The sequence below is a fragment of the Pseudomonadales bacterium genome (genome assembly GCA_024234615.1).
GTDB lineage: Bacteria > Pseudomonadota > Gammaproteobacteria > Pseudomonadales > IMCC2047 > JAJFKB01.
The window spans coordinates 1,246,584-1,262,011 of the sequence record JACKNY010000001.1 but is presented as its reverse complement, the minus strand read 5'-3'; the positions used below and the strand labels follow the sequence as shown (position 1 = coordinate 1,262,011).

The 15,428-nt window shown below is 49.4% G+C and carries 11 protein-coding genes and 1 pseudogene; 11 read left to right on the top strand and 1 reads right to left on the bottom strand.

Features of this window, described 5'->3' with window-relative positions; translation table 11 throughout:
• Window positions 1-17: 17 nt before the first annotated feature.
• Window positions 18-1,049 (bottom strand): DUF21 domain-containing protein, encoded by a 1,032-nt coding sequence (locus tag H6995_05850; protein ID MCP5214511.1) that lies wholly within the window; start codon window positions 1,047-1,049, stop codon window positions 18-20.
• Between the two features lie 209 nt (window positions 1,050-1,258).
• Between H6995_05850 and H6995_05845 the strand changes: the two genes are divergently transcribed.
• The 11 genes and pseudogenes from H6995_05845 to H6995_05795 all read left to right on the top strand — a co-directional run bounded on the left by H6995_05845 (window position 1,259) and on the right by H6995_05795 (window position 15,396).
• Window positions 1,259-2,050, top strand: a complete 792-nt coding sequence (locus H6995_05845) for a hypothetical protein (GenBank protein MCP5214510.1) — start codon at window positions 1,259-1,261, stop codon at window positions 2,048-2,050.
• A gap of 72 nt (window positions 2,051-2,122) precedes the next feature.
• Window positions 2,123-3,001, top strand: a complete 879-nt coding sequence (locus tag H6995_05840; GenBank protein ID MCP5214509.1) for a mechanosensitive ion channel family protein — start codon at window positions 2,123-2,125, stop codon at window positions 2,999-3,001.
• Window positions 3,002-3,010: 9 nt separating this feature from the next.
• Window positions 3,011-4,675, top strand: coding sequence for a Na/Pi cotransporter family protein (locus H6995_05835; GenBank protein MCP5214508.1), 1,665 nt, complete (start codon window positions 3,011-3,013; stop codon window positions 4,673-4,675).
• A 62-nt stretch (window positions 4,676-4,737) separates the two neighbouring features.
• On the top strand, window positions 4,738-5,352 hold the full coding sequence (locus tag H6995_05830; protein ID MCP5214507.1) for a DUF4136 domain-containing protein: 615 nt from the start codon (window positions 4,738-4,740) through the stop codon (window positions 5,350-5,352).
• A gap of 235 nt (window positions 5,353-5,587) precedes the next feature.
• A complete protein-coding gene (locus tag H6995_05825) occupies window positions 5,588-6,427 on the top strand; it encodes a mechanosensitive ion channel (GenBank protein ID MCP5214506.1) in 840 nt (279 codons plus the stop codon).
• Window positions 6,417-7,298, top strand: coding sequence for a magnesium transporter (locus H6995_05820; protein ID MCP5214505.1), 882 nt, complete (start codon window positions 6,417-6,419; stop codon window positions 7,296-7,298). The genes H6995_05825 and H6995_05820 overlap by 11 nt, the downstream gene beginning before the upstream one ends.
• Window positions 7,298-8,605: a magnesium transporter gene (gene mgtE, locus H6995_05815; GenBank protein ID MCP5214504.1), complete on the top strand. Its 1,308-nt coding sequence runs from the start codon at window positions 7,298-7,300 to the stop codon at window positions 8,603-8,605. The genes H6995_05820 and mgtE overlap by 1 nt, the downstream gene beginning before the upstream one ends.
• Window positions 8,602-10,011: pseudogene (gene rimK / locus H6995_05810) on the top strand (30S ribosomal protein S6--L-glutamate ligase). Before mgtE ends, rimK begins: the two are co-directional and overlap by 4 nt.
• Before the next feature lies 1 nt (window position 10,012).
• Window positions 10,013-11,059, top strand: coding sequence for a succinylglutamate desuccinylase/aspartoacylase family protein (locus H6995_05805; GenBank protein ID MCP5214503.1), 1,047 nt, complete (start codon window positions 10,013-10,015; stop codon window positions 11,057-11,059).
• A 43-nt stretch (window positions 11,060-11,102) separates the two neighbouring features.
• Window positions 11,103-13,769 carry an aconitate hydratase AcnA gene (gene acnA, locus H6995_05800; GenBank protein ID MCP5214502.1) on the top strand — a complete coding sequence of 889 codons (2,667 nt, stop codon included), beginning with the start codon at window positions 11,103-11,105 and terminating at the stop codon, window positions 13,767-13,769.
• Window positions 13,770-14,028: 259 nt separating this feature from the next.
• Complete coding sequence (locus H6995_05795) at window positions 14,029-15,396, top strand: class II fumarate hydratase (protein MCP5214501.1); 1,368 nt, start codon at window positions 14,029-14,031, stop codon at window positions 15,394-15,396.
• Window positions 15,397-15,428: the final 32 nt, after the last annotated feature.

Below are 15,428 nucleotides of genomic sequence, written 5' to 3'. Positions count from 1 at the left end.
CCTTTTTGAACGGGAAGCTAGCTCTTGAGCGACTCAAGCGAGCTGTGCAGGCCGATACCCTTGAGTAGGCGACCCAATATATCCGCACCGGTGATAATGCGTTTTGTCGCTGACCACAAAATAATAATGTCGTTTTTTAACGGCGCATCCGACTGAGCCTTGGTTGGTTTAAAAGCAGAAATGACAGTCCCTAAGTGTGTATTTGGATCCGTCACTACAATCGGTTGGTGACAAAAAACATACGGGTTCAGTATTCTATCATCGGCCGTATAAATGGCACGTAGGTAAGCATCCGCATCGAGCGCTAACATCGGAAAATTATGGTCATCGAGCAAAATAATCCAGGCCCGGCCCACCTGGGCTATGCGTTGTGCAAAAGCTCGTTGCGACTCGCGGGTATCAGGAAACACTGGCTTAGTCTTTTCGATAGGCAAGCTCATAATACTTTCAGCAGCAATTATTTCCCCTTCCTGGGAAACCGGCACATCGTCCATTGCCAGAAAGTTAAGCGCACCAATACCTTCTACAACATCAACCTCCGACTCAACTGCATTGATATGTTTATGGATTAATTGGCGTAAATCGCGCTCACGAAAATACTGAATGCCTTCTTTACCCAACCAAAGGTCTAGCAACAAGGCTGTCGGCTTGACCAGAAAATACAACAGCATCTGATAGAAACCTAATAACGGCGCGAGTAGAGATGCCATTCGCAAAGCGTTTCTCGAAAAATACGCCTGCGGCAGAATTTCACCCCCAATAGTGATGACAATGGTGGAAAAAAAGAAGGCGCTGAGCCCCACCATCACTGAATTCGATAACAGCGTCAGCAGCACATTAATCCCAACATTCCCCCATAACACTGTTGCCAACAAGAAGTTAGCGTCGTTGCGCAGGGCTAGCACTTTGCTGGCCGCGGGATTCCCATTCGCCACCTCAACTTCCAGACGCAATCGACTCATGGTAAAAAAAGCCAAGTTAAGCCCGGAAAACATCGCTGATTGGCTTAGACAAAAAAGTATTCCGGCCCAAGTGAGATAAGAGGACATCTCGGAATTCTGTATGGTTTCTATCACTACTTTGATCCCGTTATGATTTAATCCGTTTAGTCCATCGAGTTTATCAGTTACCAAGATTAATTTTCTGATAAGTTTGAACTTTGTATCCTTGGTTATCATACTGAGCCATATCAGCAGTCTATCATTTTCACAACCACTTGAGCAGAACATTTCAGTTAACCCTAATGGGCCTTAAGCGTATGAAAAGTAAGAAAAATACAGATATTTGGTCAACCCCGTGGAAAGTTGAGCAAAAGCCATTACGTGTTGAAATTGGCGACCTTTCGTTAACGATCAACCACCAAAACCACGAATGGCAATTAGTCTATTTCTGGACCAAAAAAGAGAATCAGGGCGAATTCTCGTGCCATTACATCGATGAGTTTCCAGAGACGCCAACGTCTTTAAGTGGTATTCACAATGGTCTGGCCCGCATTGCGATGGAAACCATGACGGATGAGTTGACCTTCAATCCACAACTGGCGGACCGACCGGTAGTCGTGCGGCCCTATTCGCCGTTGTTGATTCCAGCCAATAATAAAATAACGCTCTATATCAGCGCTCCGCTTTGGCTCTGTATTAATTTTTCAAAGAAAGTAAAACGCGAACTACCCGTGCAACAGCTCTCTGATACATGGATGGGCTTAATCACAGGCAAAGGCGAGCTTTGCTATGGATCCTATACACATGCCCGGCTTGATCAGGACATGCTCCTCCGACTCCCCTACCGGGCATTGACGCCGGTCACCATGCGCAACAAAAGTAACGCCGACTTCACCCTTGAACGTTTGAGTATCCCCGCTCCCTATTTATCTTTGTACGCGGGTGACGGCCAATTGGTGACTGAGCCTCTGTCTATTGTCATGGATTCGGAAAAACATCAGGGTGTGGTTGAAATTGGTAAGGTTTCGGGCAAAAAAGCCATCACGCCACCACGCAAGAAAGCCGATAAGGGAATTCTGGTTAACACTTGGGAAAACCTATTTGCATAACAGTGCGCGCTAAAATAGAGTAATTGCAGAACAGACACGCAGTAACATCTTTCAACTACTGGTATTTTGAGAATGAATGACATAGTAACTGTCCCAAATGTAGAGGAGGCGATTAGCCTAATTGCTGTGCTAAGAGCAATCGCTATGCTGGTCATCGGCTGGGTCGCAGCAAAACTAAGTGCTCGATTTTTCAAACGGGCCGCCGCCTTTAAATTAAGCGCACACCATCTCTCCCTGTTCGGACGCTTGATATTTTATACCGTGTTCACTTTATTTTTTGCTACTGCCATTCACCAACTCGGTTTTAAAATATCCGTGCTACTCGGCGCCGCAGGGATTCTGACGGTAGCATTGGGTTTTGCTTCGCAGACTTCCGCATCAAACCTGATCAGCGGTTTATTTTTACTGGGTGAAAAACCCTTCGAGTTAGGCGATGTCCTGCGCGTCGACGGCGACACCGGCGAGGTCATCAGTATTGACCTGTTATCCGTCAAATTACGCACGCCGGATAATCTGTATGTGCGTATTCCAAACGAGCTGTTGATTAAAAGTAAGTTCATTAACCTGACTAAATTCCCGGTGCGGCGTATCGACCTTGTAGTGGGTGTTGCCTACCGCGAAGATTTATCTCAGGTGATCAGGCTATTGCTGGAACTGGTCAATAGCGAACCACGCTGTATGGAGGAACCGCAACCTTTCTGCACGGTGACAAACTTTGGTAGCTCATCGGTTGATTTGCAGCTCTCGGTTTGGGGGCGACGCGAGTTATTCCGGGAGCTTAAAAGCGATTTAATGATTGCCATTAAATCCACCTTCAATACTCACGGTATAGAAATCCCCTTTCCCCATCTATCGCTTTACAGCGGTTCTAAGACAGACCCACTCCCCATTTTTCAGGTCGGCGAGAAAAACCAGCACTCCGCGTCATCCGATAATGGCACCCCACACTAGGCTGTTAGCATGTTGACCTGGAATGCAGTGTCACAACTTTTTGGTGGCCTCGGCTTATTTCTGCTCGGCATGTGGCTGCTGACCGAAGGACTAAAGTTAGCTGGCGGTGGCAAGCTACAGCACGTTCTTGCCACCTGGACAGTCACGAAGTTCCGCTCCTTTATCTCCGGTTTCACGCTGACCGCCATTGTCCAGTCCTCCAGCGCCGTGACGGTGGCCATTATTGGTTTCATTAATGCCGGATTATTAGACCTGTCGCGCTCCTTATGGATTATCTTCGGCAGCAATGTCGGGACCACCATGACCGCCTGGATTGTCGCACTGATCGGATTTAAATTTAAAATTGATGCCGCAGCACTACCAGCCATTGGTATCGGTGCCATCCTACACTTATTTGGCACCGATGCCCGCGCCAAATCTCTCGGTGGCGCATTAGCCGGTTTGGGATTATTATTTTTAGGCATACAGATATTACAAAACGCTTTCGTTCATATCGAACAGATGGTCGACCTTTCCAGCCTGGTACAAAATGATGCCTGGGGTATGCTAGCAATGGTTTTGCTTGGCTTGGCATTGACCGCCGCCATGCAGTCCTCCAGCGCCGCCATGGCCATTGTCTTGACCGCTGTATCCACTGACCTATTACCTCTCGCCGCCGGAGCGGCGGCCGTTATTGGCGCTAATGTCGGCACTACCATCACTGCCATTATTGCAGTGCTCAAGGCAACCGCAAATGCACGCAGAGTTGCCGTTGCGCATATGATATTTAACCTTATTACGGCACTGGTGGCGCTGACTTTACTGAGTTTTTTCCTGGTGCTGGTGCAGTGGTTACAGCAGGCACTCAACCTGGAGCCAGACGCCGCTATTTCTCTGGCATTATTTCACACCGTTTTTAATCTACTGGGTGTCGCTCTGATGATTCCACTTGAGCCGAGACTGAGTCGATGGTTATTAACGCTATTCACCCCTAGCGAGTCACAGACGATAAAGCCGCAATACTTGGATAAGAACATTATTTCCATGCCCGATCTGGCGCTCAACGCTGCAATTTTGGATCAGCAGCGCGTATTGGCCGAACTAAGATTTCAGATCTTCAACATGCACAGGGGTATCAACGTATCCAATGAACCTATCGCCAACTTATACAGTTTGATTTCAGCGATCAACAATTACGTGGTTGAATGTTCGCAACAACAACTATCGCCGGACATTGCGACCGCCTTCCAAAACGTCATTCATACTAACCTGGAACTCTCCATCTGTCTGGATAATATCGAGGAATTTTCAGAGCTACAGATATTAAAATTATCCTTAGCGACAGCCGAGCGGGAGATCATCTCCCAGCTCGAATCAGAAGTCACAACTATCATCAATACCTGTAGCGAAAAACCAGGAGTCGATTTCCCGAATAATGGCGTCGAACAAAAACTCGCTGTGTTTGAGCAGCATTTTGCGACAACCATTCAATTTGTTATAGAGGGCGTCCGCGAACAACGAGTGCCCACCCAAACCATGGATGATTTACTAAAAAAATTAGGCGCTTTACGCCGAATGATTCGACATTATGTGAAGGCTTGGGGTTATATACAAATACTATTACAGTTGCGAAAACCGGGAACAGAAGCACTTGAAGCACCAAACCTGAAAGATGAACTTCCCCACAAAAACTAAACCCCAGTCGATATCCTGTTCAGAGCAGAGTCGACTAATAGCGACACTAACAGGAAACATCTATGAAACAACGTAGCGCTTACCGGAAAATGTTTAGTTCTTTTCACAAAGCCCTGTATCACCTGCCGTTTATGCTTGCGATACTTTTCATCGGCTCCGGCTGTTCATCCAATGCCGTCGATTCCGACGCACTTTCCGAATCCATGGCCATTGCCTTCAGTCAACCCGACTTCTGGCTTGAACCAAAATCAAGTTTTTATTGGCACTCTGATGTTGTTTTTTTCCATAACGACAACCGCGAAAACCCAGAGGAAACCCGGCTCTTTTTACAGCAGGAGATACAAAGCTACCTAGCCGCGAGGACATATCAATTTCCCAACAATAGAAATCTTGCTCAATATGGCTTGGTCGCTGTTGTCGTGCTCGGAAAAACTGTGACTGCCACCGATATCCTCAAGCAGTTTAAATTGACGCCTTCTTTTCAAACATCAAGTCGTTTTGAAAAAGGCACTATTGTCATCGCCATTTTGGACGCTATGACGGAAAAAATCTTATGGCGTGGTGCACTACAGGCAAACATTGATCTCAACCTCTCACCAGCAGTTCGTCAGCAACGCGTACGCGAAGGAATAAGCCGACTACTGAGGCATGTGCCAAGCCAAAAACCGGACGTTTGATGCCACAAGATTGACGCTCAACCTGATCCGATTTTATGGACAGATCCGTTATATATTGAATTCAGTCTTTACCATATCGACACTGGATAAAATGGAATACCGACCAAACACAGTTGGCGTAAATACCCAGAATTCGGGTACTATGAGCTATGCGTCGATTGATTGAAATTCCAAAAAACCATCGCTAAATAGGCAGCTAATCTCTTCCTGGCTCACTTTATTTTGGAGAAACATCATGCCAAGCGCGACAGAATTCTCAGAGCAGTTTAAGAATACGATTCTCACTTCGAGCAATGAGGTTATCGAAAATCTACCCAGTATTGCTGGCGCAGTAATACTGCTTTTTGCGGGCTGGCTGGTGGCACGCCTCATCCGCCTTGCCGCTATCAAATTCCTCAACCTCATGAATCATTTTTTAGAGCGACTTTTGACTGGCCGCACCAGAGCCGTTGTGCGTTTTTCCAGCGGTGTGACACGCCTGGTCGGCGGGGTGCTGTTCTGGATCACTCTATTTATTTTTACCACGGCGGCCCTGCGTATTGCCGGTTTGGCAGGTATCGCTTCGTGGCTGGAACGTATTGTTGAATATCTTCCCTCTATCATTACCGGTGGCTTGATCATACTCTTCGGTTACGTCCTCAGCTCCTTGGTCAAGGATGTCACTCTCGCTGCCGCGCATTCCGGCGAACTCGCGGAAGCTGAGATTATCAGTCGGCTGGCGCAAGCTATTACCTTTGTCACGGCGCTCATTATCGGCATTGATCAGATTGGCATTGATGTCACCTTTATTACGACCATGCTGGGCGTTTCAACGGCAGCCCTCTTAACCGGATTTGCCCTGGCCTTTGGCATTGGCGCACGCACGCTCGTCAGCAACCTGATTGCTTCACACTATATTAAAGAACTGGTTGAACCCGCCCAAAAAATTCGTATCGGCGAGTGGGAAGGCACCGTGCTGGCAATTTCCGCTACTTCCGTAATTCTCAACACCCCGGAAGGACGTATATCCATTCCGGCCAAGCTTTACCAGGAACAACCCCTGGTGGTGCTGGTTGAGGATACCGATGATGAATAACGCCAACTTCCTGAGCCTGGCGTTCCTCGAACACCAGCCCAAGGCGGCGGCATCTATTTTGCAGGAATTTCCCGCAGAGCAACTGGTCGACTTCTACAAGCAAACACCCATCGCCCTGCTCGTGCCCGTGGTCGAACACATGGCAAGCTGGCCCGCCGCTCGCGCCTTGTCATTGTTGCCGGAAAAAATGTCGGCAAATATCCTGCGCAACCTACCTGCTAACGAAGCAGAAACCTTATTACGCCTGATGGCAAACGAACAGCGCGGTGCTGTGCTGAAACACATGCCGGATGCCATCGCCAAAAGCTTCGCTCGCAAACTGAACTACCCGCTCAGCACCGTTGGCGCCTGGATGGATACCGCTATCCCCTACTTTACTACTGACAGTTCAGTTGACCATTGTTTGGATTTGGTGAAACGGCAAAAGAGTCATCTGGGCGGTGTTGTGATAGTTGTCGATAACCGCCGTCATCTGGTGGGGCTGGTTGAGGTGGAACGACTACTGACCAGCGACGGCGGGCAAAAACTTGCTGAATTGCTCAATACCGACATTGAGGCGCTGCCGACGCGGGCGACACTTTGGGAGGTGGAAAATCACCAAGGTTGGACACAGTTCCCGACCTTACCGGTAATCGATCACAACAACATTATGCTCGGTGCACTCACGCACAGCGCACTGCGGGCTGGCATGATCAAATCCTCCCACCCCAGCGACAAGAACCTGAAATTTTCACTGGTGGCGCACATGGGAAAAGCCTTTATTGTTTCCTTAACCGGTTTACTGCATGTCATTTCAGGTGTTTCAGAAATTCAGGAGAAAACACTGCCAAGTTCACCACGCACGGATAACGATATGGGAGGCAATGGCTGATGGCCTCAGAAATCTCGGAAGTAGTTGAAGTTTTGAACCGCCACTTTTTACAGGACTATCCTGTTGATGCGGCGATCTACTTGGAATCTATGGCGGCTACTGACATATTACCCGCACTCAAGGAGCAACCAGCGCAAGTGCTGGCGCCGGTATGGAGCAAACTCGTTCCCCGAGTCGCAGCGACACTGACCACTCTGTTGCCAAAAACCTTGGCAACTCAGGTGTTGACAGAAATCGCTCCGGATAACGCGGTAAGAATTCTATTCCAGATGGCTGAAAAAGCACGTCAGGAGCATCTTGAATTGTTGGATACGGCAACGCGTAACGAAATAACCCGCCTCATGTCTTATCCGGAAAATTCTGCCGGGCGCATTATGGATACACGCGTGCCCTCCTACCGTGGCAGCATGCGGGTGGAGGAAACGCTGAACGCTCTGCGCCGAACCAAAATGAAAACGGCGCGCTCGCTGTTTATCGTTGACTCGGACGGCCGTATCACTGCGCGAGTGCTATTGCAGGATTTGGCATTAGCGGACCCTTCGGCGACGCTCGATAGCCTATCTTCACGCGTGCGTGCCACCGTACAGGTGTTAGCCACCCATGAAGAGGTCGCCGACGCCCTCGCCAAACATGCCTTGTTAGACCTGCCGGTGGTGGATATCAATGGTGTGCTGCTTGGCGTTATCGTGCACGCCAGCCTGATCCAAACCGCGCAAGAAGACAGCGCTTCCGACATTCAGGCCATGGTGGGTGTGAGTCGTGAAGAAAGAGCTTTATCCAGCCCGCTGTTTGCAGTTAAAAAACGCATGCCCTGGTTGCAAATTAACCTGCTCACCGCATTTCTGGCGGCGTCAGTCGTCGGCCTATTCGAAAACACCATAGCGCAGTTTACCGCGCTGGCAATCCTGCTTCCCGTGGTCGCCGGCCAATCCGGTAACGCCGGAGCACAGGCGCTGGCAGTAACCATGCGCGGCCTGGCATTACGCGAAATCACCATTCGTCACTGGTTAATTGTCATGTTCAAAGAAGTCCGTGTCGGCTTCCTAAACGGCCTTTGTATTGCTTTAACCTGCGGTTTAGGTGTATATGTTTGGAGCGGCTCACTCGGCCTGGTAGCGGTCATCTGTCTTTCAATGGTACTGGCAATGGTTGCCGCTGGTTTTGCTGGCGCGGTAGTACCCATCGCACTGGTGCGCCTAGGACAGGATCCGGCACAATCTTCATCCATTATTCTGACGACTGTCACCGACGTTGCAGGATTCTTTTCATTTCTGGGTATAGCCACACTACTAATGCGATTTCTATGACGCAAAAACCAACAAAAACCAAGTCAAAACTTATTATCGGCTGGCGTGAATGGTGCAGCCTGCCGGATCTAGGCTTACCCGGTATCGCCGCAAAGATAGATACGGGCGCAAAAACGTCATCCTTGCATGCCTTTAAAATTAGACCTTTTACCCGCAAAGGAGAACAATGGGTTAGATTTGTCGTCCACCCCATTCAACGTCACCGCCAACCTGAAATCTGCTGTGAGGCGCGAATGGTGGATGAACGCCCGGTAACTAGCTCCAACGGGGTCAGCGAACAGCGGATTGTCATCAGCACCAACCTAGCGCTTGGCCCCTACCATTTCCCAACGGAAATAACCTTAAGCAACCGTGACGAAATGGGGTTTCGTATGCTGATTGGTCGTAAGTCCCTAGTAAGACGATTTGTGGTTGATCCCGGTGTTTCTCTCACCCTAGGCGATTATAACGCTATCGACCTTTATCCCGATTTAAAGACTTAAGAGGTACAACCAATGAACATTGCCATTTTATCGCGTAAAAAATCACTCTATTCAACGAGCCGCTTAATGGAAGCGGCCAGAGAGCGTGGACACGAAGTACGAGTGCTAGATCACTTACACTGCTTTATGGATATCACTTCGAGTAAGCCCAGCATTCACTATAAAGATGAAGAGTTTGGATCGAGTGACTTTGACGCTGTCATTCCACGTATCGGCGCGTCCGTCACCTTTTACGGCACCGCCGTCGTGCGCCAGTTTGAAATGATGCAGGTCTATAGTGTTAACGAGTCCGTCGCCATCTCCCGCTCTCGCGATAAATTGCGCTCTTTGCAACTATTATCCCGTAAAAAAATTGGTATCCCCGCCACTGCCTTTGCTCACTCGCCGGATGATATTAACGGTTTGATTCGTGAAGTCGGCGGCGCTCCCTGCGTAGTTAAATTACTTGAGGGCACGCAGGGTATCGGCGTGGTTTTGGCGGAAACAAAAAAAGCTGCCGAAAGTGTCATTCAAGCCTTTATGGGGCTGAAATCCAACATCCTGGTACAGGAGTTTATAAAAGAAGCGAAGGGCTCTGACATAAGGTGTTTTGTGGTTGGCGGCAAAGTGATAGCGGCCATGCAACGCCAAGCACCCCCCGGCGAGTTTCGCTCCAACATTCATCGCGGCGGCAAAGCCCAACTGGTAACCTTAACCGCTACCGAACGCCGTACAGCAGTAAACGCGGCTAAGGTGATGGGGCTTAACGTCTGTGGCGTAGACTTGCTGCGCTCCTCCAGAGGCCCGCTGGTAATGGAAGTGAACTCGTCCCCTGGTTTGGAAGGTATTGAAAAAGCAACTCAAAAAGATATCGCCGGACTGATCATCGAGTTTATTGAAAAAAATGCCGGTCCTAACAAAACCAAAACTCGCGGTATCGGTTAGTATGGCCCGCTCATCCTTTACCATCTGCGGGGAAACCATCGCGCCTGGCGCCAGAGCAACGCTCGCTCTGCCACTACCGAGCCAGTCCTCCTACACGCCTTTATCGATGCCCATTCATGTCATCCACGGCAAACGTCCGGGGCCGGTAGTTTTTATCTCCGCCGCCATTCACGGTGATGAAATTAATGGTATCGAAATAATACGCCGGGTGCGTCACACACGCGCCATTGAGAGCCTGCGCGGTACCCTTATCTGTGTACCCATCGTTAATATTTATGGGTTTTTCAATCATACCCGCTACCTCCCTGACCGGCGCGATTTAAATCGCTCTTTCCCAGGCTCCAAGCATGGTTCGCTCGCCGCCCGTGTCGCCTGTATTTTTGCCGAGGAAGTTGTCAATAAGGCGACGCACGGCATTGACCTGCATACCGGCTCAAACCATCGCGCAAACCTACCGCACATACGCGCTGATCTCGACAACCCCGAATGCGCCCGGCTGGCAAAAGCCTTTGCCGCGCCGGTGATTATCAACGCCAACCTGCGTGATGGCTCGTTGCGCCAGTATGCAATGGAGAAGGGGCTTTCGATGCTCCTCTACGAAGCCGGTGAAGGCTTACGCTTCGATAATTTGTCAATTCGCGCTGGTGTAAGAGGTGTGCTAAATGTAATGCGCGCGCTAGACATGCTGCCGCAGCGAAAAAAGACTGAGGTTCATAAGGTTATCGAAGCACGCTCTTCACAGTGGGTTAGAGCCCCGCAAGCCGGTTTGCTGAGAATTGAAGTCGCTCTGGGCGCTCGCGTGACTGCCGGGCAAACGATTGGAAAAATTGCAGATAGTGTCGGTGAAAATGAAACCAAAGTTGTTTCACCTGTCACCGGCATTATCATTGGCAGAAATAATCTACCCGTGGTGAATGAAGGTGATGCACTTTTCCATATCGCCTTGTTCTCAAACTCTTTAACCGTTGAAAAAGCCATTGGTAACTTTCAGGTCGAACATATCGAAGGGCTGAATCAGGGCGATTATATGGATCCTGCGGTGATTTAAAATTAGCGCTTGAATGAATTAAAGCGCTTAGGAGCTAAATGATATGAAAGCCAGCAAAAATAGCTTTAACAGTTTTTCAACACTTCGCGTCAAAGACAAAGAATACGGCTACTTCAGCCTAAATTCTGAAAGCTTAACAACGCTAGCGAATATCAGCAGACTACCGATTTCCATCAAAATCCTACTGGAAAACTTGTTACGCCATGAAGACGGCGTCACTTGCTCCAAAGAGGATATAGTCGCCCTCGCCCAAAGCGCAGAAAATCCAGGTGACCAGGAAATCGCCTTTCATCCCGCCCGTGTGCTCATGCAGGATTTTACCGGAGTGCCTGCCATTGTCGATCTGGCGGCAATGCGACATGCCTTAACCTTACGGGGCAAAGACCCCGATAAGGTTAATCCGCTCACGCCGGTAGACCTGGTTATCGATCACTCCGTCAGCATTGACGCCTTTGCTTCTTCCTCTGCCTTTGCGGAAAACGTCAACATGGAAATGTCGCGTAACCTCGAGCGCTACGAGTTTTTAAAATGGGGGCAATCAGCCTTCGCCAACTTTCGTGTGGTGCCTCCCGGCACCGGTATTTGCCACCAGGTCAACTTAGAGTATCTGGCGAAAACGGTCTGGACCAGTGACATAGACGGCCAACCGGTCGCTTACCCAGACACTCTCGTCGGTACAGACAGCCACACCACCATGATCAATGGCCTCGGCGTGCTCGGTTGGGGCGTCGGCGGAATCGAAGCCGAAGCAGCCATGCTGGGGCAGCCCGTCTCCATGCTAATTCCCAAAGTGGTCGGCTTTGAATTGTCTGGAAAATTGCGCGAAGGCATCACGGCGACCGACCTGGTGTTACAGATAGTACAAATGCTGCGCAAACACGGCGTAGTTGGTAAGTTTGTTGAATTTTACGGTGAAGGCATGGGAGCGCTATCACTGGCGGATCGTGCAACCATTGCCAATATGGCCCCGGAATACGGCGCCACCTGCGGATTTTTCCCTGTCGACCAAAAAACTCTGACCTACCTTGAGCTCACCGGACGGGAGGCGGAAACCATCGACCTGGTTGAAGTCTATTGCAAAGCGCAAGGGCTTTGGCATGACCATCTATCTCCAACTCCCCAATTTGCCGAACACTTACGCTTGAATATTAGCGATGTGGAAGCCAGTCTGGCCGGACCGAAACGACCGCAGGATCGTGTTGCATTGACTCAACTCAAAACCGCTATTGATCAATTTATCGAACTCGACGGTAAAGCTGGCGCGATTGACCAGAATTTTCCCTTACCAGGCACTGAGGAAAACATGCATCACGGCGATGTGGTTATTGCCGCAATCACATCCTGCACTAACACCTCAAACCCCGCCGTCATGCTGGCGGCTGGGCTACTGGCGAAAAAAGCCGTCGCCGCCGGTTTATCGAGGAAACCCTGGGTGAAATCATCACTCGCCCCGGGTTCAAAAGTGGTCACCGATTATCTGGTCAAAGCCGGCTTACAACCGTACTTGGATCAACTCGGGTTTAATCTCGTCGGTTACGGCTGTACCACCTGTATTGGTAATTCTGGCCCGCTACCGGAAAACGTCGCTAACTGTGTCATCGAGAATAATCTCGTGGTTTGTTCCGTGCTTTCCGGCAATCGTAATTTCGAGGGACGCATTCATCCCTTAGTCAAAACGAATTGGCTCGCCTCCCCCCCACTAGTTGTCGCTTTTGCGCTAGCGGGAACTACGCGCATCGACCTCAGCACAGAACCCTTAGGCGTCTCTCCCAATGGCACCGACATTTATCTCAAAGACCTCTGGCCCAGTAGCAATGACATTGAACAGGCCATGCAGCTAATCGATAAAACCATGTTTCAACAGCAATATTCACAGGTGTTCGCCGGTGATGAAAGCTGGCGCGCCATTGCTACTGGCACGGACAAAACATACCAGTTCGCCGTTGATTCGACCTACATACAACTGCCGCCTTTTTTCGAGAAGCAATACACCGATACTGAGAAGAAAAATATCCAAGACGCACGCATACTGGCGCTTTTTGGCGACTCCGTGACAACCGACCATATTTCACCGGCCGGTAGCATTCCGATCGATAGTCCGGCGGCCAATTATCTGCGCAGCAAAGGCGTCAAAGAAGCGGATTTTAATTCTTTCGGCTCGCGCCGCGGCAACCATCAGGTGATGATGCGCGGGACCTTCGGCAATATCAGAATACATAACCAAATGGTGCCCGGCATCGAAGGCGGCTACACCCGCATCGCTGCCACCCAGGAGCCTATATTCATCTATGATGCCGCCATGCATTATCTGGAGAACAATATTGCAACGGTAATATTTGCAGGCAAAGAATATGGCACCGGGTCAAGTCGCGACTGGGCAGCAAAGGGCACCTTGTTGTTGGGCGTCAAGGCAGTTATTGCAGAAAGCTTTGAACGCATCCACCGCTCAAATCTGATCGGCATGGGGGTTTTGCCCTTACAGTTTGTCACTGGCGATTCGTTAGCATCATTAGCACTAACCGGAGATGAAAGAATTGATATTATTGGCCTCGAAGGTGCCTTCACTGCAAAGAAAAACTATCAACTCATCATTCATCAAGCGAATGGCGCTTCGCGGGAAATTTCAGTCCTTTCACGCCTCGATACGGCAATGGAAGTAAACTATTATCTGGCGGGAGGTATTCTGCCTTTTGTGCTCAAGCAAATGTAACGCTTTTTCAAATTGATACTGGTGTTTTTATTGATCTAAGGCTTACTTTTTATTTTGTTATGACTGGTTGTCTATCGTATCGGCTACTCGGGTATATACCCCCCGGGTCATTGTTGCGAGCCGAATCTAGCACCACAAAATCCGTCTGGCACCCCAGCCTAAAGTCATCTATCATCGTGATAAGTGCTATACCCTTTAGACAGAAGCGTTAGGTAAAAACCCTGTTTAGAAAGGCCGGGGCAAAAACACCAGCTAGGTAATGTCAGTGAAATACCGTATTGAAAAAGACAGTCTGGGAGCAGTGAAAGTACCTGAGAAAGCGCTTTATGGAGCGCAGACTCAGCGTGCAGTGGAAAATTTTCCAGTCAGTGGTCTGCCGATGCCGCGAGCCTTTATCCAGGCATTAGGCCTCATCAAGGCTTGCGCCGCCAGCAGTAACGCGACCCTTAAACAATTAAGCAAACCGATCGCTAAGGCAATTCGCCTGATTGCATTGGATATTGCCGCAGGCAAGTACGATGCAGAATTCCCGGTGGATGTGTTTCAAACGGGTTCCGGCACCAGCACCAACATGAATATCAATGAAGTCATCGCGACTTTAGCCAGCAAGAAGCTGTCAAAGCCGGTACATCCCAATGACCATGTCAATCTCGGACAAAGCAGCAACGATGTGATTCCATCTGCGATTCATATCAGCGCAACCATACGCTTGCACAAAGCTCTGCTGCCCGCATTGCAACACCTACAACAGACGATTGACACCAAAGCCAAAACACTTAAAAACGTGATAAAAACCGGTCGTACACATTTGATGGATGGTATGCCACTCACTATGGCTCAGGAGTTTGGCGCCTGGTCGGCTCAAATTGGCTGTTGTCAGCAACGTATCAGTGACTGTCTGCCGCGATTGAGTCAACTCGCACAAGGCGGTTCTGCGGTGGGAACGGGAATTAACGTACACCCAAAATTTGCCACTACTTTCACTTCTGAATTATCTGAGCTGACAGGCATCAAATTCGAACCAAATCCCTCGTTCTTTGAAGCCTTAAGCTGCCAGGATACCAGCGTGGAATTATCCGGGCATTTACGTGTGGTTGCGGTAGCCGTTATGAAAATCGCCAATGATTTACGTTGGATGAACAGCGGCCCACTTGCAGGGCTCGGTGAGATTGAACTCAAGCCCGTGCAACCAGGTAGCAGTATTATGCCGGGCAAGGTGAACCCAGTGATTCCGGAATCCGCAACGATGGTCGCCGCCCAGGTGATGGGCAATGACGCAACTATCGCCATCGCTGGACAATCAGGCAATTTCCAGCTGAACTTGATGTTGCCTGTCATCGCTTACAATTTACTGCAAAGTATCGAATTACTCGCCAACACCTGCCATCTGCTGGCTGACAAAGCCATCGCCACGCTCAGCGTTTGCGAGCAGAATATCGCTAAAAATTTGAGCCGAAATCCTATTTTGGTGACGGCCTTAACGCCTATTCTGGGATACGCTAAAGCCGCCGAGATCGCCAAACAAGCCTACGCTCAGAACCGATCCATTCTGGATGTTGCTGAGGAATCGACAAAAATATCGCGCCAGGAACTCGAACGTTTACTAGACCCGAAGGGTATGATTTAAGCAATAAAAAATTAACTTTATATCCATATTTT

Coding starts and splice junctions, on each gene's coding strand:
- H6995_05850 (MCP5214511.1), bottom strand. CDS start 1,049: ATGTCCTCTTATCTCACTTGGGCCGGAATACTTTTTTGTCTAAGCCAA.
- H6995_05845 (MCP5214510.1), top strand. CDS start 1,259: ATGAAAAGTAAGAAAAATACAGATATTTGGTCAACCCCGTGGAAAGTT.
- H6995_05840 (MCP5214509.1), top strand. CDS start 2,123: ATGAATGACATAGTAACTGTCCCAAATGTAGAGGAGGCGATTAGCCTA.
- H6995_05835 (MCP5214508.1), top strand. CDS start 3,011: ATGTTGACCTGGAATGCAGTGTCACAACTTTTTGGTGGCCTCGGCTTA.
- H6995_05830 (MCP5214507.1), top strand. CDS start 4,738: ATGAAACAACGTAGCGCTTACCGGAAAATGTTTAGTTCTTTTCACAAA.
- H6995_05825 (MCP5214506.1), top strand. CDS start 5,588: ATGCCAAGCGCGACAGAATTCTCAGAGCAGTTTAAGAATACGATTCTC.
- H6995_05820 (MCP5214505.1), top strand. CDS start 6,417: ATGATGAATAACGCCAACTTCCTGAGCCTGGCGTTCCTCGAACACCAG.
- mgtE (MCP5214504.1), top strand. CDS start 7,298: ATGGCCTCAGAAATCTCGGAAGTAGTTGAAGTTTTGAACCGCCACTTT.
- H6995_05805 (MCP5214503.1), top strand. CDS start 10,013: ATGGCCCGCTCATCCTTTACCATCTGCGGGGAAACCATCGCGCCTGGC.
- acnA (MCP5214502.1), top strand. CDS start 11,103: ATGAAAGCCAGCAAAAATAGCTTTAACAGTTTTTCAACACTTCGCGTC.
- H6995_05795 (MCP5214501.1), top strand. CDS start 14,029: ATGTCAGTGAAATACCGTATTGAAAAAGACAGTCTGGGAGCAGTGAAA.